General features: G+C 66.6%; 22 protein-coding genes. 7 read left to right on the forward strand and 15 right to left on the reverse strand.

The features are described from left to right. Positions 1-9 precede the first annotated feature (9 nt). The 6 genes from LDH66_RS03155 to LDH66_RS03180 all read right to left on the reverse strand — a co-directional run bounded on the left by LDH66_RS03155 (position 10) and on the right by LDH66_RS03180 (position 7,459). Positions 10-759: a hypothetical protein gene (locus LDH66_RS03155; RefSeq protein WP_226479621.1), complete on the reverse strand. Its 750-nt coding sequence runs from the start codon at positions 757-759 to the stop codon at positions 10-12. Positions 760-921: 162 nt separating this feature from the next. Next, positions 922-1,515 (reverse strand): DJ-1/PfpI family protein, encoded by a 594-nt coding sequence (locus LDH66_RS03160; RefSeq protein ID WP_226479622.1) that lies wholly within the window; start codon positions 1,513-1,515, stop codon positions 922-924. Positions 1,516-1,606: 91 nt separating this feature from the next. Then, positions 1,607-2,701 carry a sugar-transfer associated ATP-grasp domain-containing protein gene (locus tag LDH66_RS03165; protein ID WP_319004336.1) on the reverse strand — a complete coding sequence of 365 codons (1,095 nt, stop codon included), beginning with the start codon at positions 2,699-2,701 and terminating at the stop codon, positions 1,607-1,609. A gap of 114 nt (positions 2,702-2,815) precedes the next feature. Continuing rightward, on the reverse strand, positions 2,816-3,985 hold the full coding sequence (dnaJ, locus tag LDH66_RS03170) for a molecular chaperone DnaJ (RefSeq protein WP_226479624.1): 1,170 nt from the start codon (positions 3,983-3,985) through the stop codon (positions 2,816-2,818). A gap of 291 nt (positions 3,986-4,276) precedes the next feature. Continuing rightward, positions 4,277-6,232 (reverse strand): molecular chaperone DnaK, encoded by a 1,956-nt coding sequence (gene dnaK, locus LDH66_RS03175; RefSeq protein WP_226479625.1) that lies wholly within the window; start codon positions 6,230-6,232, stop codon positions 4,277-4,279. A gap of 213 nt (positions 6,233-6,445) precedes the next feature. Next, on the reverse strand, positions 6,446-7,459 hold the full coding sequence (locus tag LDH66_RS03180) for a nucleotide exchange factor GrpE (RefSeq protein ID WP_226479626.1): 1,014 nt from the start codon (positions 7,457-7,459) through the stop codon (positions 6,446-6,448). A gap of 182 nt (positions 7,460-7,641) precedes the next feature. Here LDH66_RS03180 and LDH66_RS03185 point away from each other — a divergent pair, with 182 nt between their 5' ends. After that, positions 7,642-8,016 carry a CBS domain-containing protein gene (locus LDH66_RS03185; protein WP_226479627.1) on the forward strand — a complete coding sequence of 125 codons (375 nt, stop codon included), beginning with the start codon at positions 7,642-7,644 and terminating at the stop codon, positions 8,014-8,016. 111 nt (positions 8,017-8,127) lie between these two features. Then, positions 8,128-9,579, forward strand: coding sequence for a DEAD/DEAH box helicase family protein (locus LDH66_RS03190; RefSeq protein ID WP_226479628.1), 1,452 nt, complete (start codon positions 8,128-8,130; stop codon positions 9,577-9,579). 114 nt (positions 9,580-9,693) lie between these two features. On the opposite strand, the gene LDH66_RS03195 is transcribed toward LDH66_RS03190, so the two are convergent. Beyond that, entirely contained in the window at positions 9,694-9,855 is a 162-nt protein-coding gene (locus LDH66_RS03195; protein ID WP_226479629.1) for a hypothetical protein, read from the reverse strand. A gap of 207 nt (positions 9,856-10,062) precedes the next feature. Between LDH66_RS03195 and LDH66_RS03200 the strand changes: the two genes are divergently transcribed. Next, positions 10,063-10,680, forward strand: a complete 618-nt coding sequence (locus LDH66_RS03200) for a uracil-DNA glycosylase (RefSeq protein ID WP_226479630.1) — start codon at positions 10,063-10,065, stop codon at positions 10,678-10,680. A 135-nt stretch (positions 10,681-10,815) separates the two neighbouring features. Here LDH66_RS03200 and LDH66_RS03205 read toward each other — a convergent pair whose 3' ends face one another. Then, a complete protein-coding gene (locus tag LDH66_RS03205) occupies positions 10,816-11,070 on the reverse strand; it encodes a glutathione S-transferase N-terminal domain-containing protein (protein WP_226479631.1) in 255 nt (84 codons plus the stop codon). Positions 11,071-11,175: 105 nt separating this feature from the next. Here LDH66_RS03205 and LDH66_RS03210 point away from each other — a divergent pair, with 105 nt between their 5' ends. Together LDH66_RS03210 and LDH66_RS03215 are read left to right on the forward strand one after the other, a co-directional pair. Then, positions 11,176-11,463, forward strand: coding sequence for a DUF3006 family protein (locus LDH66_RS03210; RefSeq protein WP_226479632.1), 288 nt, complete (start codon positions 11,176-11,178; stop codon positions 11,461-11,463). A 256-nt stretch (positions 11,464-11,719) separates the two neighbouring features. Continuing rightward, positions 11,720-12,259 (forward strand): gamma carbonic anhydrase family protein, encoded by a 540-nt coding sequence (locus LDH66_RS03215; RefSeq protein WP_425492882.1) that lies wholly within the window; start codon positions 11,720-11,722, stop codon positions 12,257-12,259. 18 nt (positions 12,260-12,277) lie between these two features. Here LDH66_RS03215 and LDH66_RS03220 read toward each other — a convergent pair whose 3' ends face one another. From LDH66_RS03220 to LDH66_RS03230, 3 genes are all read right to left on the reverse strand, one after another. Then, positions 12,278-13,324, reverse strand: coding sequence for an amidohydrolase family protein (locus LDH66_RS03220; protein WP_226479634.1), 1,047 nt, complete (start codon positions 13,322-13,324; stop codon positions 12,278-12,280). Positions 13,325-13,386: 62 nt separating this feature from the next. Continuing rightward, a complete protein-coding gene (locus LDH66_RS03225; RefSeq protein ID WP_226479635.1) occupies positions 13,387-13,593 on the reverse strand; it encodes a hypothetical protein in 207 nt (68 codons plus the stop codon). A gap of 100 nt (positions 13,594-13,693) precedes the next feature. Continuing rightward, on the reverse strand, positions 13,694-14,926 hold the full coding sequence (locus tag LDH66_RS03230) for an HD domain-containing protein (protein ID WP_226479636.1): 1,233 nt from the start codon (positions 14,924-14,926) through the stop codon (positions 13,694-13,696). A gap of 109 nt (positions 14,927-15,035) precedes the next feature. Here LDH66_RS03230 and LDH66_RS03235 point away from each other — a divergent pair, with 109 nt between their 5' ends. After that, complete coding sequence (locus tag LDH66_RS03235) at positions 15,036-15,284, forward strand: hypothetical protein (protein ID WP_226479637.1); 249 nt, start codon at positions 15,036-15,038, stop codon at positions 15,282-15,284. Between the two features lie 69 nt (positions 15,285-15,353). On the opposite strand, the gene LDH66_RS03240 is transcribed toward LDH66_RS03235, so the two are convergent. From LDH66_RS03240 to LDH66_RS03250, 3 genes are all read right to left on the reverse strand, one after another. Next, positions 15,354-16,358, reverse strand: a complete 1,005-nt coding sequence (locus LDH66_RS03240; protein ID WP_226479638.1) for a zinc-binding dehydrogenase — start codon at positions 16,356-16,358, stop codon at positions 15,354-15,356. An 89-nt stretch (positions 16,359-16,447) separates the two neighbouring features. Further along, on the reverse strand, positions 16,448-16,960 hold the full coding sequence (locus LDH66_RS03245) for an SHOCT domain-containing protein (RefSeq protein WP_226480939.1): 513 nt from the start codon (positions 16,958-16,960) through the stop codon (positions 16,448-16,450). A gap of 154 nt (positions 16,961-17,114) precedes the next feature. Beyond that, entirely contained in the window at positions 17,115-18,236 is a 1,122-nt protein-coding gene (locus tag LDH66_RS03250; RefSeq protein WP_226479639.1) for a Gfo/Idh/MocA family protein, read from the reverse strand. A gap of 135 nt (positions 18,237-18,371) precedes the next feature. Between LDH66_RS03250 and LDH66_RS03255 the strand changes: the two genes are divergently transcribed. Then, positions 18,372-18,968: a hypothetical protein gene (locus LDH66_RS03255; protein WP_226479640.1), complete on the forward strand. Its 597-nt coding sequence runs from the start codon at positions 18,372-18,374 to the stop codon at positions 18,966-18,968. Positions 18,969-19,048: 80 nt separating this feature from the next. Here the strand turns inward: LDH66_RS03255 and LDH66_RS03260 are convergent, their stop codons facing one another. Beyond that, positions 19,049-20,077, reverse strand: a complete 1,029-nt coding sequence (locus LDH66_RS03260; RefSeq protein WP_226479641.1) for a DUF7972 family membrane protein — start codon at positions 20,075-20,077, stop codon at positions 19,049-19,051. Positions 20,078-20,099: the final 22 nt, after the last annotated feature.

Here is a 20,099-nt window from a genome sequence, read left to right on the forward strand (position 1 = left end):
CGACCGCCGTCAAGGGAGCGACACCGCGTCGAGGTCGATCCGGTTCGGCTCGGGAACCGACTCGACGGACGCGCTCGAGACGGCATAGGTCCCTCGTTCGCCCCCACTCTCGGCTCCGTCGTCCGGAAGCACGATCACGCCCTGCGCCAGCAGCGGCGCGATCACGCCCGCGACGACGGTCCGAAGATCCGACAGCGGCGCGCGGACGACCACGCGATCGTCCGCGGCCACGTCGGACGTCTCGACGACCTCGCGTGCGGTCTCGAGCACTCCCTCGTGCGTGACGGTTCGTTTGCCGTCGGTCAGGATCGTCGTCTCGGAATCGATCGACAGCGGCGGGAACGAGGGATTCTCGCTCCAGAGGCCCGCGTCGAAGTGGTGGACGTCCGGCGCGTCGGGTTCGTCGCCGTAGCCGACGCGCTGTGCGCCCCGCGGTAGCTCGTAGCCCTCGAGTTCATCGACGGGCGCGACGAGGGTCCGGAAGTCGTCCGCGTCGGCGAGATCCGTCGGCGGCTCGAACCGGGTGGTCCCCTCGAGCAGCGTCGTGCCGAAGAAGGCGAGCAGTGCGAGGGGGCCGTCGCCGACGACGCCGACGGTGACGCCGTTGCGAACGCCCGCGTGGCGCAGGAAGTTGCCGGCCTTCCACGAGGTCGTACACAGCCAGTGGTAGTCGTACTCCCGGCCCGTCGCGTCGACGAGTCCGATCCGATCGTCGCGGAGCTCGCGAGTGAGCAGGTCGTCGACCGTCCCAGCGTTCATACTCGAGACTGAGGACCGGGGCGGAAAAAGCGCGCCGACTCGCGTCGCCGGCGTCAGTATCGTGAACCGCCATATGCCGGGACTCGCGTTCGGTCGTCGGCGGGTAGCCGGCGCTCAGTCGGCAGCGATCGCCGGCGCTTAGTCGTCAGCGGTCACCGACGTTCAGTCGTCCGCGGCCGCCGGCTCGGCGTGGTCGACGTCAGTCCCGAGACACTCGAGGAACTCGGCGAGCCACTCGGGATGGTCCGGCCAGGCCTGGCCCGTCACGAGGTTGCCCTCGCGCGTGACGCCCTCGGCCCAGTCACCGCCGGCGATTCGTACGTCCGCCTCGAGGGCCGGATAGCCGGTGCAGGTGCGGCCCTCGAGTACGTCCGCGGCCGCGAGGATCTGGACGCCGTGACACAGCGCGGCGACGGGCTTGTCCGCCTCGAAGAAGTGGCGGACGATCTCGAGGACCTCGTCGTAGGTCCGGAGGTACTCGGGCGCGCGACCGCCCGGAACCACCAGCGCGTCGTACTCGGACGGCTCGACGTCGTCGAAGTCGTGATTCAGTTCGAAATTGTGCCCCGGCTTCTCGCTATAGGTCTGGTCGCCCTCGAAGTCGTGGATCGCGGTCGGACAGGTGTCGCCGGCCTCCTTCTCCGGGCAGACGGCGTGTACCTCGTGGCCGACCATCTGGAGCGCCTGAAACGGGACCATTACCTCGTAGTCCTCGACGAAGTCACCGGCGAGGAGCAGGATTCGATTTCCTTGCATGAGAGTCTCACGCTTATCTACGCCGTCATCGGTAAAACCTGTATCGGGTGGTTTCGTGACAGGTGTGATCGCTACGACGATTCCGGTCGCCTCAGATGACGCCGTGATTCCGGTAGAACCGTCGCGTTCGGGCATCGGCCAGCAGCGGGCGGTGAACCTGCAGCGAGGCGACGCCCGGATAGCTGTTGGCCTCGATGATCCGGAACTCGCCCTCGCCGGTGACGACCAGATCCCAGCCGACGTAGGGGACGTGAGAGAGCATCTCCGCGATCTCGAGCAGCCGATCGCGAATCTGCTCCCAGCCCGGAACCGCCGTCCCCTCGATGCGAGCGCCGGTCCCGGGGTGGGTCTCGTACCAGTCGACCGCTCCGTCGCGGGGATACTCGGCACCTGCACCGAGACGGCCGGTCTCGCGGTCGATCAGGGCGCTCAGCCCGCCGTTCGAGAAGTTGTCTACCGGTGCGGAGTCCCGCGTCCCGATCCGGTGAATCGCGATCGGGATAAACGCCTCTCCCGCCCGCTCGTCGTACATCGTCAGGACCCGGAGCGTGTTCGCCGCATCGGGGAACAGCTCGGCCGCGTAGTCTGCCTGTTCGACGAACTCGCAGACGAGGTAGTTCTCGAGGCCCGCGAGCGTCTCGGCGAGCTCTGACTCGGTCATCGGTTCGCCGTCGAACAGGTACTCGCCGTCGGTCCGCTCGAGGAAGTGAACGTTGTTCCCGCCGCCGCCGCTGAACCACTTCAATACGAGCCGGTCCCCCTCTGAGAGCGTCTCGTCGACCCAGTCGATCGGCGTCACTGTCGGCGCCCCGGTCATCGTCTCAGGCGAGTGCTCGAGTTCGAGGCCGCCGTCGGTGAGGGTCACCCGCTCGGAGGCCGGGTCGAACGCGTGAAACCGCCCGTCCGTGAGCAGCCCGTACACCGCCGGTCGGTGGTCGGGGAACTCGCCGAGCACCCGGTGGAAGGCGAGTTTGTTGTCGATCAGCGCGTTCCAGTGGCCGTTGATCCGTTTCGTACCGACGAACCGCTGGTAGTCGGTGAGATACGCGGCGGGATCGTTCGACGCGAAGTCGTAAAGTACGCCGGACGTACTCAGAAAACCGCGACGATAGAGGCGAAGCCGTCGCTGGGGCGAGAGATCGAACGACGATCCGGTCCGTCGTTCCGACCGGAGTAGTTTACGCACCTGATTCGCCGACCGGTACGTTCGAGCGATGTCCATCGACGACGACTGCGGGGGCGGGCCTCATACTTATCGGCGGGGTAACGGCCCGTCCGCAATCGAGAACTGTTTCGCTCGTTAGAACGCCCGCTTGATCTTCTCGAAGAAGCCCTCCTTCACTTCGATCTCGTCGCCGCCGGCCTCGGCGAACTCCTCGAGCGCCTCGCGCTGATCCTCGTTCAAGCTCTCGGGGGTGACGACCTGCACTTTGACGTAGAGGTCACCCTGACCGCGACCGCGGAGACGCGGCATCCCCTTCCCCTCGAGCCGGAAGGTCTCGCCGCTCTGGGTGCCCTTGGGGATCTCGAATTCGGCCGCGCCCTCGAGCGTCGGGACTTCGACGGTGTCGCCGAACGTGGCCTGCGGGAACGAGACCGGCAGCCGGTAGCGCAGGTCGTCGCCCTCGCGTTCGAACTCCTCGTGCTCGCGGATCGAGACGTCGATCAGCAGGTCGCCGTGGGGGCCGCCCTCGGGGCTGGGCGCGCCCTCGCCTTCCATCCGAAGGGTCTGGCCCTCCTGAATACCGGCCGGCACCTCGACGGTCAGCGTCGCCTCGTTGCGGACGTAGCCCTCGCCGCGACACTCGCCGCAGGTCTCGGAGTACAGCGTCCCCTCGCCCTCACAGCGGGGACAGGCCGTCGTCTGCTGGACCCGACCGAGCGGCGTCTGTTGGACCTGGGTCACCTGCCCGCGGCCCTGACACTGCGGACAGGTCTCGGCGTCCGCCTCCGGCGGATGGCCCTCGCCCTCGCAGACCTCGCACTCCTCGGGCCGCTCGACGGTGAACTGCTTTTCCGCCCCCTCGTATGCCTCCTCGAGGTCGATCTCGAGTTCGGTCCGGAGGTCTCGCCCTTTGCGCGGCCGCCGGCGGCCGCGTCCACCGCCGCCACCGCCGCTGAAGACCTGTTCGAAGAGGTCGCCGAGACCGCCGCCGCCCATTCCGCCACCGCCCATGCCGCCGAACGGGCCGCCGCCCATCCCGCCGGCACCGCCGGACTCGCTGGCGTCGAAGCCGTGTTTCTCGGCCTGCTCGTAGCGGTCGTGGCCCATGCGATCGTAGGCCTCGCGTTTCTCCTCGTCGGTCAGCACCTGCTTCGCCTTCTGGATCTTCTTGAACTTCTCCTCGGCATCGGGGTCGTCGCTGACGTCCGGGTGGTACTCGGTGGCCTTCGACCGATACGCCTGTTTGATCTCCTCTGCAGACGCGTCGGGGCTCACGTCGAGAATGTCGTAGAAGTCCTCGCTCATTCGTTGTGCAACCGATACTCGTCTGAACCACTTGAAACGAACGTTCCGCAAGTACCTTTTTGCGCCTCGGGTTCGCTCGCGGTGCTCACTCACCGCTCTCTGCTCGCGGGCCGAAGGCCCGCTCGCACGGCTCGAGGGACACGAGGCGTCCCTCGTTGGGCGCAAAAATCTACGCTAAAAAGGCCGCTCGCTCCCGTTGGTCGCTCGCGGGTGCCGTGCTTACACCCCGACCGCAGCCGTAGCGTCACGTCGTCACTGTTTCCGCATCGTCTGGTTGGCTGCCGAGGACCGTTACTCGTCGTCTTCTTCGTCCTCGTCGAAGTCGACGTCCTCGAAGTCGGCGTCGACGAACTCCTCGTCCTCGTCACCGGCAGCGCCGGCATCGGGACCGGGGTTCGGACCGCCGCCCATGCCGCCCATGCCGCCGGGGCCCGCGCCGGCACCGGCCGCACCGCCAGCGGCACCGCCGGCACCCGCTGCACCGCCGGCAGCGCCCGCACCGGCCTCCTGCTGATAGATCTGCTTGCCGATCTCCTGGAGTTCCTCGCTCAGGGTCTCGGTCGCGGACTCGATATCGTCGGCGTCGGCGTCGTCGTCGTCGACCGTCTCCTCTAAGTCCTCGATCGCGCCCTCGATGTCGGCGCGCAGGTCGTCGTCGACCTGTTCGTCGTTCTCCTCGAGCAGCGTTTCGGCGCGCTGGATCGTCGCCTCGGCGGCGTTCCGGGCCTCGATTCGCTCGCGCTTTTGCTGGTCTTCCTCGGCGTGTTTCTCTGCCTCTTCCTGCATCTCCTCGATCTGTTCGTCGGAGAGGCCGGCACCGCCCTCGATGGTGATCTCCTCAGTGGTGCCGCTGCCCTTATCCTCAGCACTCACGTTGACGATCCCGTTCTCGTCGATCGAGAAGGAGACCTCGATCTGTGGCGTGCCCGCGGGGGCCGGCGGGATGCCGGTCAGGTGGAACTCGCCGAGCAGTTCGTTCTCCTCGGCCAGTTCGCGCTCGCCCTGGAAGACCCGGACCTGCACCGTGGTCTGGTTGTCCGCCGCGGTGGTGAACACCTTCGACTCCTCGGTCGGAATCGTCGTGTTCTTCTCGATGAGTCGCTCGAAGAGGCCGCCCTTGACCTCGATACCGAGCGAGAGCGGCGTGACGTCGAGCAGGACGATGTCGTCGACCTCGCCGCCGAGCACGCCGCCCTGGATCGCCGCGCCCAGCGCGACGGCCTCGTCGGGGTTGACGTTCTTCTGTGGCTCCTTGCCCGTCAGCTCCTCGACCTTCTCGGCGACCTGGGGCATCCGGGTCGAGCCGCCGACCAGGAGGACCTCGTCGATGTCGTCCTTGTCGTAGCCCGCGTCCTCGAGCGCCTGCTCGGTCGGCGCGACGGTCCGGTCGATCAGGTCCTGCGTGAGCGACTCGAACTTGGCTCGAGTCATCGACTCCTCTAAGTGGATCGGGCCGTCGTCGGTCGCCGTGATGAAGGGCAGGTTGATCTCGGTCTCCTTGCGCGAGGAGAGCTCGATCTTGGCCTCCTCGGCGGCGTCCTTGAGCCGCTGGAGAGCCTGGCGGTCCTCGCGGAGGTCGATCCCGTGTTCGGACTCGAACTCGTCGGCGAGCCAGTCGATGATGGCCTGGTCCCAGTCGTCGCCACCGAGGTCGTTGTCACCGTTGGTCGCGACGACCTCGTAGACGCCGCCGCCGAGATCGAGAATAGAGACGTCGAAGGTGCCGCCGCCGAGGTCGTAGACGAGCACGGTCTGGTCGGAGTCGTCGTCGAGGCCGTAGGCCATCGACGCGGCGGTCGGCTCGTTGATGATGCGCTCGACCTCGAAGCCGGCGATCTCGCCGGCGTCCTTGGTCGCCTGGCGCTGTCGGTCGGAGAAGTAGGCGGGGACCGTGATGACTGCCTTCTCTACCTCGTCGCCGAGATAGTCCTCGGCGTCGTGTTTGATCTTCTGGAGGATCATCGCCGAGATCTCCTCGGGCGTATACTCCTCGCCCTCGATCTCGACGGTGTAGTCCTCCTCGCCGATGTGGCGCTTGATCGAGGCGATCGTCTTTTCGGGGTTCTGGATCGCCTGGTTCTTCGCCGGTTTCCCGACGAGTCGCTCGTCGTCGGTAAAAGCGACGACGGAGGGCGTCGTCCGTTCGCCTTCCGCGTTGACGATGATCTCCGGATCGCCACCTTCCATCACCGCGAACGCACTGTTCGTCGTTCCGAGGTCGATTCCGAGAATTTTGTTGCTCGCCATCGTGGACGGGTATTGTGCGCACTTTGTTTTAAAGGTTACTAGCTGAGCGGAAGCGGCGAATAAAATCCGGACACGCCGGTGTAGCGTCGCGCTCGCGACAGTTTGATCGCAGTAAAATCAGCAGTAAATCCGGCGCGTCCTCGAGCAGTCGCCGGGACCGCAACTCGTTGCCAGGGTCACTGGCCGCCGACGGATCGACGAACGCCGTTCGCGTTACTCGTCCGCTTCGTCCGCCGGGGCGTCCTCGCGGTCGTCGACTTCGCCGCCGAGTTCGATCGCGTCATCCTCGGCGTCGGCTCCGTCGGCCCCGTCACCGGTAGCGTCGTCGCCCTGTCCGGCCGACTCCGCGGAGCCGTCGCCGTCGGTCTCGGCGAGTTCGCCGTTCGAGACGGTCACCTGGGCGTTCTGAATGACCTTGTCGCCCATCTCGTAGCCGGGCGTGTAGACGTCGGCGACCGTCCCCTCGGGCTGGTCGCTGTCGACCTGCATCATGACCTCATGGCGCTGCGGGTCGGTCTCGGTCCCGGGTTCGGGATCGATCTCAGTGACGTTCTCGTCCTCGAGAATCCGGTCGAACTCGCGCAGCGTCATCTCGACGCCGTCCCGGAGCGTGTCGACGTCGTCGCTGTCCTCCTCGAGCGCGCGTTTGAGGTTGTCGCGGACGCCGATGAGTCGCTCGACGAGGTCCTCGGTGGCGCGGTCTTTCATCTGCTGTTGGCGCTTCTTGGCCCGTTTCTTGTAGTTCTGGAAGTCGGCCTGCTTTCGCTTGAGCCGGCTCTCGAGGTCCTCGACCTCCTCCTCGTACTCCTCGAGTCGCTGCTCGCGGGCCTCGAGTTCGGTCTGAAGCTGCTCGATGGTCGACGCCTGTTCCTCGACGCGCTCGGTCAGGTCCTCGAGCTCCGCGCGCTGGTCGGTGACGGTGCCGTTCAGGTCGCGAGCCTCCTCGACGATGGAGCCGACCTTGCGGGCGAGTTCGTCGTCGTACTCCGTGACTCGATCGAGGACCTGCTGGATGTCCTCGCTCGTTTCGGGCGCGTCCTCGGCGTCCGTAGTCGTTTCGGCGTCCGCGTTCGCGGCTGCCGATCTCGAGTCGTCAGACTCGGGAGTCGGTTCCGATTCCCCATCCGTCGACGCCGCGGGATCCACGTCGGCCGTCTCGCCGTCGTCGGATTCCTCCGCGGACGGGACACCCTGGGCTGACGTGTCCGTGCCCTCGTCTTCGCTCATGTGCCAGTCAACGAACAGCGGTAATAAAAGGGTTGAGGTAGCCAGTCACGGCGGCCGGGGCGGGACGCAGCGCGTTCGCCGCGCGGGAGCACTGACTCCGATCGCCGGTTCGACGACCGACATCGGACGCGATTCCCTGCATCGACGGAAAACGTCATACCGACCGTGGCCGTTCTAGGCATATGGGACAGACTGACAGGGAAACCGTCGAAGACGTGATGTCAACGCCACTGGAAACGATTTCGGGCGACGCGACGGTGATGGAAGCCACGAAGCGGATGCGCGAGACGGACATCAACGCGTTGGTCGTTCGAACCTCGCCGCGGGCGATCATTAGCAGTACGGACGTGCTCGACGCCGTCGCCGACGGCCGAGACGTCACGGAGTTGGCGGTGTCCGACGTGATGACGACCGACGTCGAGACCGCCACCCCGGACCTCTACATGGAAGAGGTCGCCGCGATGATGACCACCTACGGCATCAAACACCTCCCGGTCGTCGACGACGACTACGTCGGGATGGTCTCCTCGACCGACGTCACCGCTCATCTCTCATAGATTCGAGCGGAGAGTCGGTTCGCGGTCCTCGAGCGAAATCCCACCTCGAGACCCTTCTCGAAGCCGGCGAACACCCGACAGTATTTGTACGTCCTGCCCCGACTGTGGCCCGTGACGCGGGCATCGAGCGACGACGCGACCCCGATCGAACTCAGGTACGAGGACGGGACGATCCGAATCGACGGCCTCGGGGAGTCGTCGGTATCGCCGTCGGCGCTCCGGTCCTCGGTCCCCGCCCTCGAGGCCGACTCCCGAACGGACGGCTGGCGGGTTCCCGCCGGCAGCTACGCCGTCCTGCGGGCCGCTATAGCGGAGACGGCCGCCGCGGTCGACGATCGCGTCCTCGACCTCGCGCCCCTTCCGGAACTCCGGTCGGCGTACGAACTCCGTGACTACCAGGCGACGGCGCTCGAGGCGTGGCTCGAAACGGATCGGTGGGCCGACGGCCCTGCCCTCGAGTCCGACTCCCGAACGGACGACTGGCGAGCGCCCGCCGGCGTCCTCGAACTGCCGACCGGTAGCGGGAAAACGGTCATCGCGCTGAAAGCGATCGAACGGCTCTCGGTGCCGACGCTCGTCGTCGTCCCGACGATCGACCTGCTCGAGCAGTGGCAGCGCGAACTCGAGCGCGAGTTCGATGTCCCGATCGGTCGCTTCGGCGGCGGAGAACAGCGCCTCGAGCCGATCACGATCTCGACGTACGACTCGGCGTACCTCAAAGCCGATTCCGTGGGCGACCGGTTCGGACTGGTCGTCTTCGACGAGGTCCACCACCTCGGCGGCGAGGGATATCGTGAGATCGCGCGGTTGCTCGCCGCGCCGGCGCGTCTCGGCCTGACCGCGACCTTCGAGCGGCCCGACGGCGCCCACGAGGTGATCAAGGAGATCGTCGGACCGCTGGTCCGCCGGGTCGACGTGGACGAGCTCGCGGGCGACCACCTCGCGAACTACGATGTCAAGCGGCTCGCGGTCTCGCTCACTCCCGAAGAGCGCGCAGAGTACGACCGAAACCAGGAAATCTTCGCGGACTACCTCGCGAAGTCGGGCATCGACATGCGCAGCGGCTCGGACTATCAGGAACTCGTCAAGCGATCCGGCAGCGATCCCGAGGCCCGCGAGGCGCTTCTCGCCCGCCAGCGCGCACGAGAGCTCATGCTCGGCAGCGAGAACAAGCTCTCGGCACTGGCGGGGATTCTCGACGAGCACCGCGGCGAGCGGACGATCATCTTTACGGCTCACAACGATCTCGCGTACGATGTCAGCGAGCGGTTTCTGATCCCGACGATCACCCACCAGACCGGTGCCGCGGAGCGACGGGAGATCTTGGAGCGCTTCCGCGAGGGGACCTACACCCGGATCGCGACCTCGAACGTGCTCGACGAGGGCGTCGACGTCCCCGACGCCAACGTCGCCGTCGTGCTCTCCGGCAGCGGCAGCGAACGCGAGTTCACCCAGCGACTCGGGCGAATCCTGCGGCCGAACGCCGACGGCGGGCGCGCGCTGCTCTACGAGGTGGTGAGCGAGGAGACCGGAGAGGAGCGCGTCGCCGATAGACGGCGGTAACGGCCCCGAACCGGCGTTGTTCGACAATCGAGAGCCAGTCGGCTGGCAGTTCGGACGGATTCGATCGATCGCTGCCGACGCAGGGCAATCGTCCTGTGGCCGGCCGCGGCGCTCTCAGTCCGAGACCGGCTGCATCTCGGCCTGGTCGGAGCGGGAGGCGACGTAGCGGGCGACTTCGACGTGAGAGTGGTTCTCGACGAGGTGATCCTCGAGCGTCCGGTCGAGCTCGAGCACGTCACAGCAGATCGGACACTCGACCGGCGGTTTGAATGCCATCTGTTCCTCACCCTCCGCCCGGTCGAGGGAAATCGATGCAGCATGCATATGCCCGCAGATACGCAGTCTCGTGTGGACCCGGACGGGTTCACAGCGTCGGTGTGATCGCCGCATTGTGAGCGCTCGCCAGCGAGACGTGTTCGTCGGACGAGACGGTGGAATACGCAGCGAAAAGGTGTTTCCTCGAGACGGTCGTAACCCCCCGCGATGACAGACCAGCCGCCGACCGACTGGGAGTTCGAGACAGTGTTCGCGGACGCCCTCGAAGCGGTGCCGGACGACCAGTTCGACCCCGACCGATTCGTTCCGGGCGTCGGACCGCTGTCGGCGGACATCGTGCTCGTCGGTGAGGCCCCAGGCGAGCAGGAAGTCAATCAGGGCGAACCCTTCGTCGGACAGGCCGGGCAGCAACTGGATCGCGCGCTCGAGGCGATCGGCCACGAGCGGCGGGACCTGTACATCACCAACCTGGTCAAGGTTCGGCCGCCGGAGAACCGCGATCCCCACGTCGACGAGATCGAGGCCTGGTGGCCGGTGCTCGAGGCCGAGATCGAGCGCGTCGATCCGACCGTGCTCGTCCCGATGGGGAGTTTCGCGACGGCCGAACTCCTCGATACCGACGAGACGATCACCGATCTGCACGGACGGGAGTTCGAGCGCGAGGTGCCACGCACCTCGGACTCCTCGAGCGGAGAGGGAGAGACTCCGCGAGAGCGCGACGAGCGGACCGTCGTGCCGGCGTTTCACCCGGCCGCGGCGCTGTACGATCGCAGCAAGGTCGACGCCGTCGAGTCGGACCTCCGGACCGCCCTCGAGTCGGCGTAGTCCCCAAACGCCGGACCCGTCACTAGTGTGCTCTCAGATGTGACGGTTTCATCGCGACGACGATCGGCTCACGCGGTTCCCTCGAGAGATGGCGTTCGCACGTCGGCACTCGCGGCGGTAGCTCGATCCTCGGTGTTAGCCGTAGTGTTCCTCGAGGTAGTCGACGATGTCGTCGCTCTCGTAGAGCGCCTCCTGTCGATCGGTGTCGACCAGATACGGGATCTGATCCTGCCCGCCGAGTTCCGTCAGTTCCCCGTGGGTCTGTTCGTTGCGTACCTCGCCGCTGGCCAGCCGCGGGTTGTGGACGGTGTAGGAGACGCCGAGGTCGGTAAGCTTCTCTCGGACCTTCCCGCAGTGGGGGCAGCCTTCCGCCTGGTATAGTTCGAGCATTCCGGGGACGACTCCACCAGCGGAACCCGTAAACGTTGGTGGGGAGCCTCCGGCCGCGGTCCACTGATTGATGGCGCTCCCGCACGTACGCTCCCCCGATGACCGATGAGTGAAACCCACACCGCGGTTCTCGACCGCATCGTCGACGGGGAGACGGCGGTCCTCCTGCTCGAGGCGGAGGGAGACGTGATCGGCGAGCGGATCGTCGATGTCGAGACGCTGCCCGAAGACGGCCGACACGAAGGTGCCGTCTTCGAGGTGACCGTCGAGGAGGACGCCCTGCTCGAGACCACCTATCGCGAGGAGGTCGAACGCGACCGCCGGGAGTCAACGCGGGAGCGGTTCGATCGACTCTCGGAACGACTGTCCGACGTCGATCGGGACGAGGAGTAGGGCTCGAACGATCCGCCCGCGAAACGAAAGGTGGGTACCGAACCGGGGGACGGTTCGGGAGTGGGGGGATGACACGGCGGCGACTGGCGTCCGTCCGGACGGCAGTGTGCCGCCAGCACCACGTTTTCGGGGCCGGGCATTAGCCATAGTGCCAAATTGTGTTGGTTTTGGTAATTGATATGACCGAGTCCGTTCGCGCCGTAAATAACGCGTTCACCGAGACTCGAGCGAGTCCGATGCGACCGGCGTCGGTTCGATGGGTACCTTCAAGACGGTTCTCGAGACAGGAACGGCTATGCTACGATCGTTTGACGGGACGGAACCGCAGGTAGCCGACTCCGCGTACGTCGACGAGGCCGCGGTCGTCATCGGCGACGTCGTCGTCGAGGCGGACGCCAGCGTCTGGCCGAACACGACCCTTCGCGGCGATCACGGAACGATCGTCGTCGGTGAGGGAGCCAACGTTCAGGATAACGCCGTCCTCCACGAGGACGCCGAGCTCGCGCCGTACTCGACGGTCGGCCACAGCGCCATCGTCCACGACGCCACCGTCGCCGAGCGCGCGCTGGTCGGAATGAACGCGGTCGTCCTTGACGGCGCTCACGTCGGCGAGGGCGCGGTCGTCGCCGCCGGCAGCGTCGTCACCGAGGGCACCGAGATTCCCGACTCCACGCTCGTCGCCGGCGCGCCCGCGGAACCGAAGACGGAGATCGACGACCCCCACCTCGAGGCGACGGCCGACCGGTACGTCGAACTCTCGAGGGAGCACGCGGAGACGTCGGAGCGACTCGACTGACGCCGGCCGGGGCCGACGTTAGCTCGCGCTCTCGTCGGCGGCGTCCGCACCGGAGACGACCTCGCGAACGTCGTCGACTCCCGCTCGGCGGACCACGGCTCGGACCGGATCCCGCGCGCCGACGAGGTTGTCCGAGTCGCCGTCGAGCACCAGCAGACGGGCCTCCCGTCCGGGCTCGACCAGGCCGTACTCGAGGTCGGCGATCTCGGCGCCGTTCACCGTCGCCATCCGGAGGATCTCGGCGGCCGGCAGCTCCGAGAGCTTGGCGAGGAACTCCATCTCGCGGAACATCGACGGCGAGTTCAACATCACGTTGTCCGTCCCGAGCGCGAGCGTCGTCCGCTCGTGCAGTTCCTCGTAGGGCGACAGTCCGACGTCGGTCACGAGGTTCGACCGCGGACAGACGACGATCGGGATCTCGCTGTCCGCGACCCGCTCCAGGTGGACCCGTTTCGGGTGGACCATGTGCACCAGAAAGTCCGGGTCGAGATCCAGCGCCGGATTGATGTCGCTCTCGTCGACCTCGCCGGCGTGGATGCCGAACGGCTTGCCCGCCTCGGCGGTCGCCCTCCGCTCCCGATCGAAGTTGGCGTCGTTCGCGCCGCTCGCGCCGAACCCGTCGCCGGCGCGCATCGCGTCGACGGAGCCGCGAGCGAACGAGAGCGCGTCGATCGAGAGCTCACTCGCGGCGTCCTCGAGCATGTGGACGCCCTCGACGCCCCCCTCGCGGAAGTCCAGACAGGCGGCCGTCCCCGCCCGCTGCATGAATCGCAGCGACTGCTCCATCGCCGTTACGAGCTCGTCGCGGGAGGCGTCCCGGAGCAGCCGGTGTTTCAGGCCGTCCGGCGGCGCGACGAGTTCCTCGAGCGAGAGGCCGCCGCCGGCCTCCTTGGCGATCGAGTCGCCGATGTGGGTGTGAGCGTTGACGAACGCCGGCAGGATGATGTCGTCGCTCTCGACCGACGTTTCTTCGATACCCTCGATGCGGCCGTCATCGTCGATAACGACCCGTCCCTCGACGGGTTCGAACTCGCGGCCGCGGAGAATCGTTCCCGTTCGTTCCATACGGGTCAGTTCGCGGTCAGCGCCTTCAACCGTTCGGGGTGAGTTCGACGCCGGGCGAACACTCAGTTCGAGTCGTCGATCTCGAGGGGTTCGTACAGCACGGCGATCAGTCCGGAGAGGGCGAGCAGCGAGAGTCCGGCGACGACGGCCGAATTGGACCAGCTGAGCGATTCGACCGTGAGGAATCCGCCTGCCCAGCCGACCAGTACCACGGCGACTGCAGTCGCTGCAACGAGCAAGATCGAGAGCCGACTCACAAATTTACTCATCGCATAGTTCTCTCCACCCAGCGGGGATAAGGCGCGAGCCTGAATTGGCCACCTCGAGCGATTTATCCGGCTGAATCGGCCACTATAGCCCTGAAGGTCGCTATTCGACGAACTGATCCAGCGTCGCGTCCATCCCGTCCCGGACCTCACTGACCAGCGCACCGTCGATGTCCAGGCCGAGCACGTCCACTGCGGCCCGGCCGACTCGATCGCGCAGGTCGGTCGGCGAGTAGACGCCGAGCCGCCACTGGGAGTACTGGGCCGCCCGCAGCGCCTCCACGAGCGGCGACTGTTGGCCCAATCGACGGATGTCGCCGTTGACCATCACGCGGGTCGTCGACTCCGTCATCGACGGGCGACTCGGCACGTCGAGGATGACGTGTGCCGGATCGACCCCCGCCCGATCGCTGATCTCGCGCTCGAACTCGCGGATCGTCTCGTGGTCCGCCTCGATGATCCCGCCCGGCACGTCATCCATCTCGGCCCACACCGCCCGCTTGAACAGGTCCCGCTGGTCTAACCGCCGGGAGAACTCGCTCGTCTCCGCACACGAGCGCAGGGCCGCGATCAGATCGTGATCGTCCATCCGCTGGAGGGTCTCGGCGTCGAGATCCGTCTCGGAGACCTCGAGCAGCCGTTCGACCGCCCGGCGGAGCATCGCCTTGCTGATCCGGGCGACGCTGTGGCTGTAGACGGTCGGGTTCATCAGCGCCCGCGCGACCAGCAGGCTCTCGGCGGTCTGGACGTTCCCCTCGTCGAGGACGAGTTCGCCGTCGGCGAAGGTGAGCTCTCGGACGAGCCGACCGTGATCGATCGTCCCGTAGGGGACCCCGGTGTGGTGGGCGTCGCGCACCAAGTAGTCCATCCGGTCCACGTCGAGTTCGCCCGAGACGAGCTGGCCGAACCGGCCCTCGCCGGCGACCAGATCCGCGACCGCTTCGGGCTCGAGGCCGTGGTCCCGCAGCACATCCCCGACGGCCCCGTCCGCGAGCAGGTCGTGGACGTCGTCGTGATAGCGCCCCGTTCGGCGGTAGGTCAGCGACTCGATGTTGTGGCTGAACGGGCCGTGGCCGACGTCGTGGAGGAGGGCCGCGGCGTGGATCCGTTCCGCCTGTTTTCCCCCAACGCTGAGGTGTTCGAGGGCTTCGCAGGCGAGGTGGTAGACGCCGAGGCTGTGCTCGAAGCGAGTGTGGTTGGCCGAGGGGTAGACGAGGGAGACGGTCCCGAGTTGACTGATACGCCGGAGTCGCTGTAGTTCAGGCGTATCGAGGAGGTCGCGAGCGACACCGTCGACCTGAATGTGGTCGTGGACGCTGTCCTTGATAATCTTCATTGGTCGTTTTTGGGCCCGTTCGTACAAAAACGGTCGTCCGAGACCGTATCGGAGTTGCGTATCCCGGCTGAACTACTACCGGGATCGCCGTGCTACGGTTCGAACTGTCATGACCGATCTGACGATTCCGGCGGACGCCGACGCGAATCAGGCGAAAGCGCTCGTCGAGGACCACATCGAAATCGGCGACATCGTCAAGGTTCGCGACGCAGAACGAACGGAGGATCACCAGATGGACGTCACCGGCGAAGTGACGGGGTTCGAATCCGACTATCTCGAGATCGACGGCAACCCGCCCGGCGAGGGCGGCGTCCGGTACGACGAAATTCAGACCGTCGGCCAGGTCGAGTCGTCGTAGTCGATCGCGTCCCCTCGAACCGACACCGGTCGACCGTATCGGACGGTCGGCCGAGGGCGAGACGATCGCTCACTCGTTGACGAGCAACAACTTTCCGCGGAAGTCCCCGTCCTCCCCGCGACGGTGTGCGGCCGCGGCCTCGTCGAAGGCGAAGCGGTCGTCGATGTGCGGTTCGATGGCTCCGTCGTCGACGAGCGCCGCGATATCCGCGAGTTCCTCGCCGATTCGGTCCTGACGCTCGCCGAGTAGTACGGGGAGGATAACGAGCACGACGCCCAGCTCGAGCGAGTTCGCGTGCATGGGTCCGAGGCCCAGTTCCTGGGCCGCGCTCGACTCCGTCGTCACGACGGTGCCGTAGGGCCGGACCGCCTCGAAGGCCGTCTCGAGGTGCTCGTCACCGATCGGATCGACGACGACGTCGAAGCCCTCGCCGCCGGCGTGCTCGTCGACGTACGTCTCGACGTCGGTTTCGGTGTAGTCGACGGTCGCGTCGGCACCGAGTCGCTCGGCGAGGTCGCGCTTCTCCTCGCTCGAGCCAGTCGCGGTGACGTCCGCGCCGAACCAGCGGGCGATCTGGACGGCGACGTGGCCCACCCCGCCGCTGCCGCCGTAGACGAGCACGTCGTCGCCGATGTCGACGGTCGTCTTGTCGGCGAGTAGCTCCCAGGCCGTGAGTGCGACGACCGGCAGCGCCGCGCTCTCCTCGAGCGGGATCGATTCCGGCGCGTGCGCGAACGTCCCCGCGTGGCCGACGACGTAGTCGGCGAGGCTTCCCTGCCGGCCCGCACCGCCGGGCATACCGTAGACCTCGTCGCCTTCCTCGAAGGCCTCGACGTTCTCCCCGACCGCGTCGACGACGCCCGACACGTCGCAGTGGAGGATCGCCGGGAGTTCCGGGGCGAAGTCGGGTAGTGCTCCCTGCCGGATCTTGTAATCCACGGGGTTGAGACTGGACGCAGCGACCGCGACGCGGATCTCGTCCGGGCCGGGCTCGGGGATCTCGCGGGTCGTCTCGGTGAAGACGTCCGGGTCGCCGTACTCCTCGATAACGTAGGCAGTCATCTCCGCAGGCATAGCGAGTCGTCGTTGGGTCGCCAGCCGGGAAAATTCGACGCCTCCGGCGATCGACGAGCGCGACCGGTTCGTCGCCGGGAGTCTCGCAGTTAGCGGTCCCGTTCCCGCTCCCGCTCGCGATCGTGCTCGCGGTCCCGCTCGTGATTGGGCTCGAGCGGTTCGGCCCGAGTCGTGTCGTCCGGCGTCTCGTCGACTATCGCAGTGTCCGTCGTCGTCTCGTCGACCGACCCGGAACCGATCGCGTCGTCCGGGATCTCGTCGACCGCCACGAGTCGCTCGAGTCGGCGTTCGAACTCCGCGTCGTCGATCTCGCCCGCCGCGTAGCGGCGTTTCAGTTCCTCGAGCGGATCCGATTCGACGGCGGTCTCTGCGCTGGACGTCGCGTCCGTCACATCGTCGTCCTCGTCGTTCTCGAGCAACAGCGCGACCTCCTCACCCCAGAACAGCAAGATCGGCGTCAGCAGGAACCATCCGACGATCGAGATCGCGCCCGCGAGCGCCTCGAGACCGGCGACGCCGGCGATACTTGTCAGTGCGAACGTCAGGATCGCCACCAGTAGCCAGCTCTCGTTGGCGATGAATCCCCGAATCCTGTCGTCCATTCCCACCGAGTTATTCTTAGCGGAGCTACAAAAAATCCTGTCAAGCCTCGGGTGGTAGTCGGGCGTCGAAACGGGACCTCTCGTGTGCCGCCACGGTGACTCCCGTTCTCGACGAATACCCCGGCCGTCGGGAAGGAATGCTATCGATCTCGGCCTACAGGCCGACCCACTCGCCGCGCTCGTCGCTCCGTTCGATCGCGTCGAGCACCTGCTGGGCGGCGAGTCCGTCGTCGAAGTTCGGCTCGAACTCGTCGCCGTTCGCGACCGCGCTGAGGAACTCGTAGTTCTCGTGGACGAAGGTGTGCTCCCAGCCCAGCACGTGACCCGGGGGCCACCAGTGGTCGACGTAGGGGTCGTCTTCGTCGGTGACCAGGATCGTCTCGTAGCCGCGGTCGCCCTCGCGGAGCACCTCGAGTTCGTTCAGTCGCTCGAGCGAGAATTTGAGACCCCCCTTCGAGCCGTGGATCTCGATCGTGTGGTCGTTCTTGTGGCCCGTCGCGAAGCGCGATCCCTCGAGCGTCCCGACGGCGCCGTTCTCGAACTCGAGTTGGGCGGTATAGGCGTCGTCGACGGTGACGGGGCGGGTTTCGTCGCCGTCTTCGACGGGGCGCTCGTCGACGAACGTCTGCAGGTGGCCGCTGAGCCGTTCGATATCGCCCGCGAGGTCGTCGTCGCCGACCAGGAACCGAAGCAGGTCGACCGTGTGCGCGCCGAGATCGCCCAACGCGCCCGACCCTGCCATCTCCTCGTCGTTGCGCCACGACCACGGGGCTTCGGGGTCGACCAGCCAGTCCTGTAGATAGCGTCCACGAACGTGGCGGATCTCGCCGAGTTCGCCCGCCTCGAGCAACCGCTTCGCGTACCGGATCGCCGGCACAAAGCGGTAGTTGAACGCACAGCCGGCGGGCACGTCGTTCCCCGCTGCGCGTGCCGTCTCGGCCATCACGTCGGCCTCCTCGAGCGTCGGCGCGAGCGGCTTCTCGCAGAAGACCGGCGTTCCGGCCTCGAGTGCAGCGATCGACGGTTCGCGGTGGACGTGATTGGGACCGAGATTGTAGAAGACGTCCACGTCGTCGACGACCTCGGCCCAGTCGGTCGAGACCGACTCGAACCCGAGCCGGTCGGCGGCGTCCGACAGCGCGTCCTCGTCGCGGCCGACCAGCACGCTACGTTCGATCTCGGGCGCGTCCGGGAAGAACATCGGCAGCCGCGCCATCGCGTTCGCGTGTGCTTTGCCCATGAACCGATAGCCGAGCACGCCGACCTCGAGTGTCATGGACGGTCGTTCACCGGCCCGATAGTTAGCACTTTGCGATGTGCGTCGGTACGACCTCTCCTCGAGACCACTTTCGTGTACCACGATACCGTTTCACGTGTACAGTGCCTACGACGACCTACTGAAGAGGGACCGATGACCGTAACAATCGATCTCGACGAAACCGAGAGCGTCCACCTGACGAGTACCGCTATCGAGGATCGACCGCCCGCTCGGCTCGCAGTCACCATCGACGGACGGGTGACGGTGACCGACGCCTTGCTCGCCGAGTTCGAAGGGGCGACGCTGGATCCCGTCCGGGTCACTGTCACAGTCGGAGACGCGGAACCGATTGCTATCGATCTGACGGGGCCGGCATCGCTCCGCCTTGAGAACGTCGACGTCGGCGTCGCGACGCCGGACGGGGAAGCCATCGCCGATGAGGTCGACGCGTTCGAATCGGTCGCGAGAGACGGCTCGGAATCGGTCGACCCGCGTCCGGACGTGATCGCGTTTACCGTCGAGGGATCGATCCGAGACGTCCCGCCGGCGACGGTCGAGGCGATCGCGGACGGCGATCCGACGCTCGAGTCGATCACGTTCGCCGTCGACGAGACGGTCCGAGGCGACGGCGGATCGGACAGCGACGTGATTTTCGAACTGTCACTGTTCGGCTATGGGATCGTCGTTCGCCGCGACGGGCGGATCGTCGTCGGCACCACCGGGAGCGGAGCCGGTATCGACCTCCCCTGACGGCGGCGGTCGAGATCGAACCCGGACTCGAGCGCCGCCTCGGGAGCAGGGTAGACGGAGGTCCGTGCGATGACCCCGTCTCAGTCGTCCCAGTCGATCGCTTCCGTTCGTTCCGCGCGCCGGAGGATGAACGGGCCGAGCGAGCCGGTTCGCTTCGAGATGGTCGCGATCCGCAGAACGTAGGCCGCGAGCAGGAAGAACGGCACCAGTGCGAGCGTCGCACTGGTACTCACGAGCCACACCAGGTTGTCCACGCCGAGGGTCGCGCCCGAGGCCGACCCCGCATCGAGATACAACACCGTCGCCGTCGCGGCGACCGCGCCCGGCAGCCCCGCGTACAGTATCGATCGCGTGAGGTGGACGAGTTCCCACTGAAAGTAGAGCGACTTGAAGTGCTCGAGCGCCGGTCCGAACAGCGTCAGGCTGTCGATCAGGCCGTCGAACGCCGCCAACTGCTCGTCGTCGAGGCTCTCCTCGTGTTCGTCCCGCAGCCGCCGGACCGCGTAGATCTTCCAGGAGTAGTTGTAGTTCAGTCCCGACCGCAGGACGCCGAACTCGCCGAACTCCGAGGTCTCGAGCTGCGAGTGGATCTCGTCGGAGTTCCGACGGACGTTCTCGACCAATCGCTCGGTGCGGCTCCGGAGGTCGTCGTCGGTGGTGTCGGCGACCGCCTCCCAAAGCGCCTCCGCCCGATCGCTGCTGGTCTTCACGAGCGTCTGCAGGAACTGTGCGGGATCGGGCGGTCCGACCCGTCCGAACAGCTCCTCGGCGTCGCTGCGGTACGCCATCGCCTCGTCCATCCACGTCTTCTGGTCGCCCAGCCGTCCGAGTTCCTGTGAGAGCACCAGCTGATTGATCGAGACGACGAGCGTCACACCGGTGAGAATAGCGGCGATCAGCGCCTGAAATGCCGTGTCAATGGGCGTTCCGTTCTCCACCGCCTCGCGAATCGGCAGGGCGGCGATTCCGAGCCCGGCGAACGTCGCGAAGGCTCCGACGGATAGAATGCCCGCGAGTGTCCAGCGGTTCGCATCGAGCAAGATCCAGTGGGCGATCCGGTTCTCGCCGGTCCGTCCCCGGAGCGTGTCGCTCGACAGTGGATCCTCCATACCGGCCGTTCAGTCGCCGGCC

This window comes from Natrinema amylolyticum (assembly GCF_020515625.1).
GTDB classification, from domain to species: Archaea; Halobacteriota; Halobacteria; order Halobacteriales; family Natrialbaceae; genus Natrinema; species Natrinema amylolyticum.

What these genes read in the sequence shown, in the direction of transcription:
- LDH66_RS03155 (WP_226479621.1), bottom strand. Translation starts at nt 759, where the DNA reads ATGAACGCTGGGACGGTCGACGACCTGCTCACTCGCGAGCTCCGCGAC.
- LDH66_RS03160 (WP_226479622.1), bottom strand. Translation starts at nt 1,515, where the DNA reads ATGCAAGGAAATCGAATCCTGCTCCTCGCCGGTGACTTCGTCGAGGAC.
- dnaJ (WP_226479624.1), bottom strand. Translation starts at nt 3,985, where the DNA reads ATGAGCGAGGACTTCTACGACATTCTCGACGTGAGCCCCGACGCGTCT.
- dnaK (WP_226479625.1), bottom strand. Translation starts at nt 6,232, where the DNA reads ATGGCGAGCAACAAAATTCTCGGAATCGACCTCGGAACGACGAACAGT.
- LDH66_RS03180 (WP_226479626.1), bottom strand. Translation starts at nt 7,459, where the DNA reads ATGAGCGAAGACGAGGGCACGGACACGTCAGCCCAGGGTGTCCCGTCC.
- LDH66_RS03185 (WP_226479627.1), top strand. Translation starts at nt 7,642, where the DNA reads ATGGGACAGACTGACAGGGAAACCGTCGAAGACGTGATGTCAACGCCA.
- LDH66_RS03195 (WP_226479629.1), bottom strand. Translation starts at nt 9,855, where the DNA reads ATGGCATTCAAACCGCCGGTCGAGTGTCCGATCTGCTGTGACGTGCTC.
- LDH66_RS03200 (WP_226479630.1), top strand. Translation starts at nt 10,063, where the DNA reads ATGACAGACCAGCCGCCGACCGACTGGGAGTTCGAGACAGTGTTCGCG.
- LDH66_RS03205 (WP_226479631.1), bottom strand. Translation starts at nt 11,070, where the DNA reads ATGCTCGAACTATACCAGGCGGAAGGCTGCCCCCACTGCGGGAAGGTC.
- LDH66_RS03210 (WP_226479632.1), top strand. Translation starts at nt 11,176, where the DNA reads ATGAGTGAAACCCACACCGCGGTTCTCGACCGCATCGTCGACGGGGAG.
- LDH66_RS03215 (WP_425492882.1), top strand. Translation starts at nt 11,720, where the DNA reads ATGGGTACCTTCAAGACGGTTCTCGAGACAGGAACGGCTATGCTACGA.
- LDH66_RS03220 (WP_226479634.1), bottom strand. Translation starts at nt 13,324, where the DNA reads ATGGAACGAACGGGAACGATTCTCCGCGGCCGCGAGTTCGAACCCGTC.
- LDH66_RS03225 (WP_226479635.1), bottom strand. Translation starts at nt 13,593, where the DNA reads ATGAGTAAATTTGTGAGTCGGCTCTCGATCTTGCTCGTTGCAGCGACT.
- LDH66_RS03230 (WP_226479636.1), bottom strand. Translation starts at nt 14,926, where the DNA reads ATGAAGATTATCAAGGACAGCGTCCACGACCACATTCAGGTCGACGGT.
- LDH66_RS03235 (WP_226479637.1), top strand. Translation starts at nt 15,036, where the DNA reads ATGACCGATCTGACGATTCCGGCGGACGCCGACGCGAATCAGGCGAAA.
- LDH66_RS03240 (WP_226479638.1), bottom strand. Translation starts at nt 16,358, where the DNA reads ATGCCTGCGGAGATGACTGCCTACGTTATCGAGGAGTACGGCGACCCG.
- LDH66_RS03245 (WP_226480939.1), bottom strand. Translation starts at nt 16,960, where the DNA reads ATGGACGACAGGATTCGGGGATTCATCGCCAACGAGAGCTGGCTACTG.
- LDH66_RS03250 (WP_226479639.1), bottom strand. Translation starts at nt 18,236, where the DNA reads ATGACACTCGAGGTCGGCGTGCTCGGCTATCGGTTCATGGGCAAAGCA.
- LDH66_RS03255 (WP_226479640.1), top strand. Translation starts at nt 18,372, where the DNA reads ATGACCGTAACAATCGATCTCGACGAAACCGAGAGCGTCCACCTGACG.
- LDH66_RS03260 (WP_226479641.1), bottom strand. Translation starts at nt 20,077, where the DNA reads ATGGAGGATCCACTGTCGAGCGACACGCTCCGGGGACGGACCGGCGAG.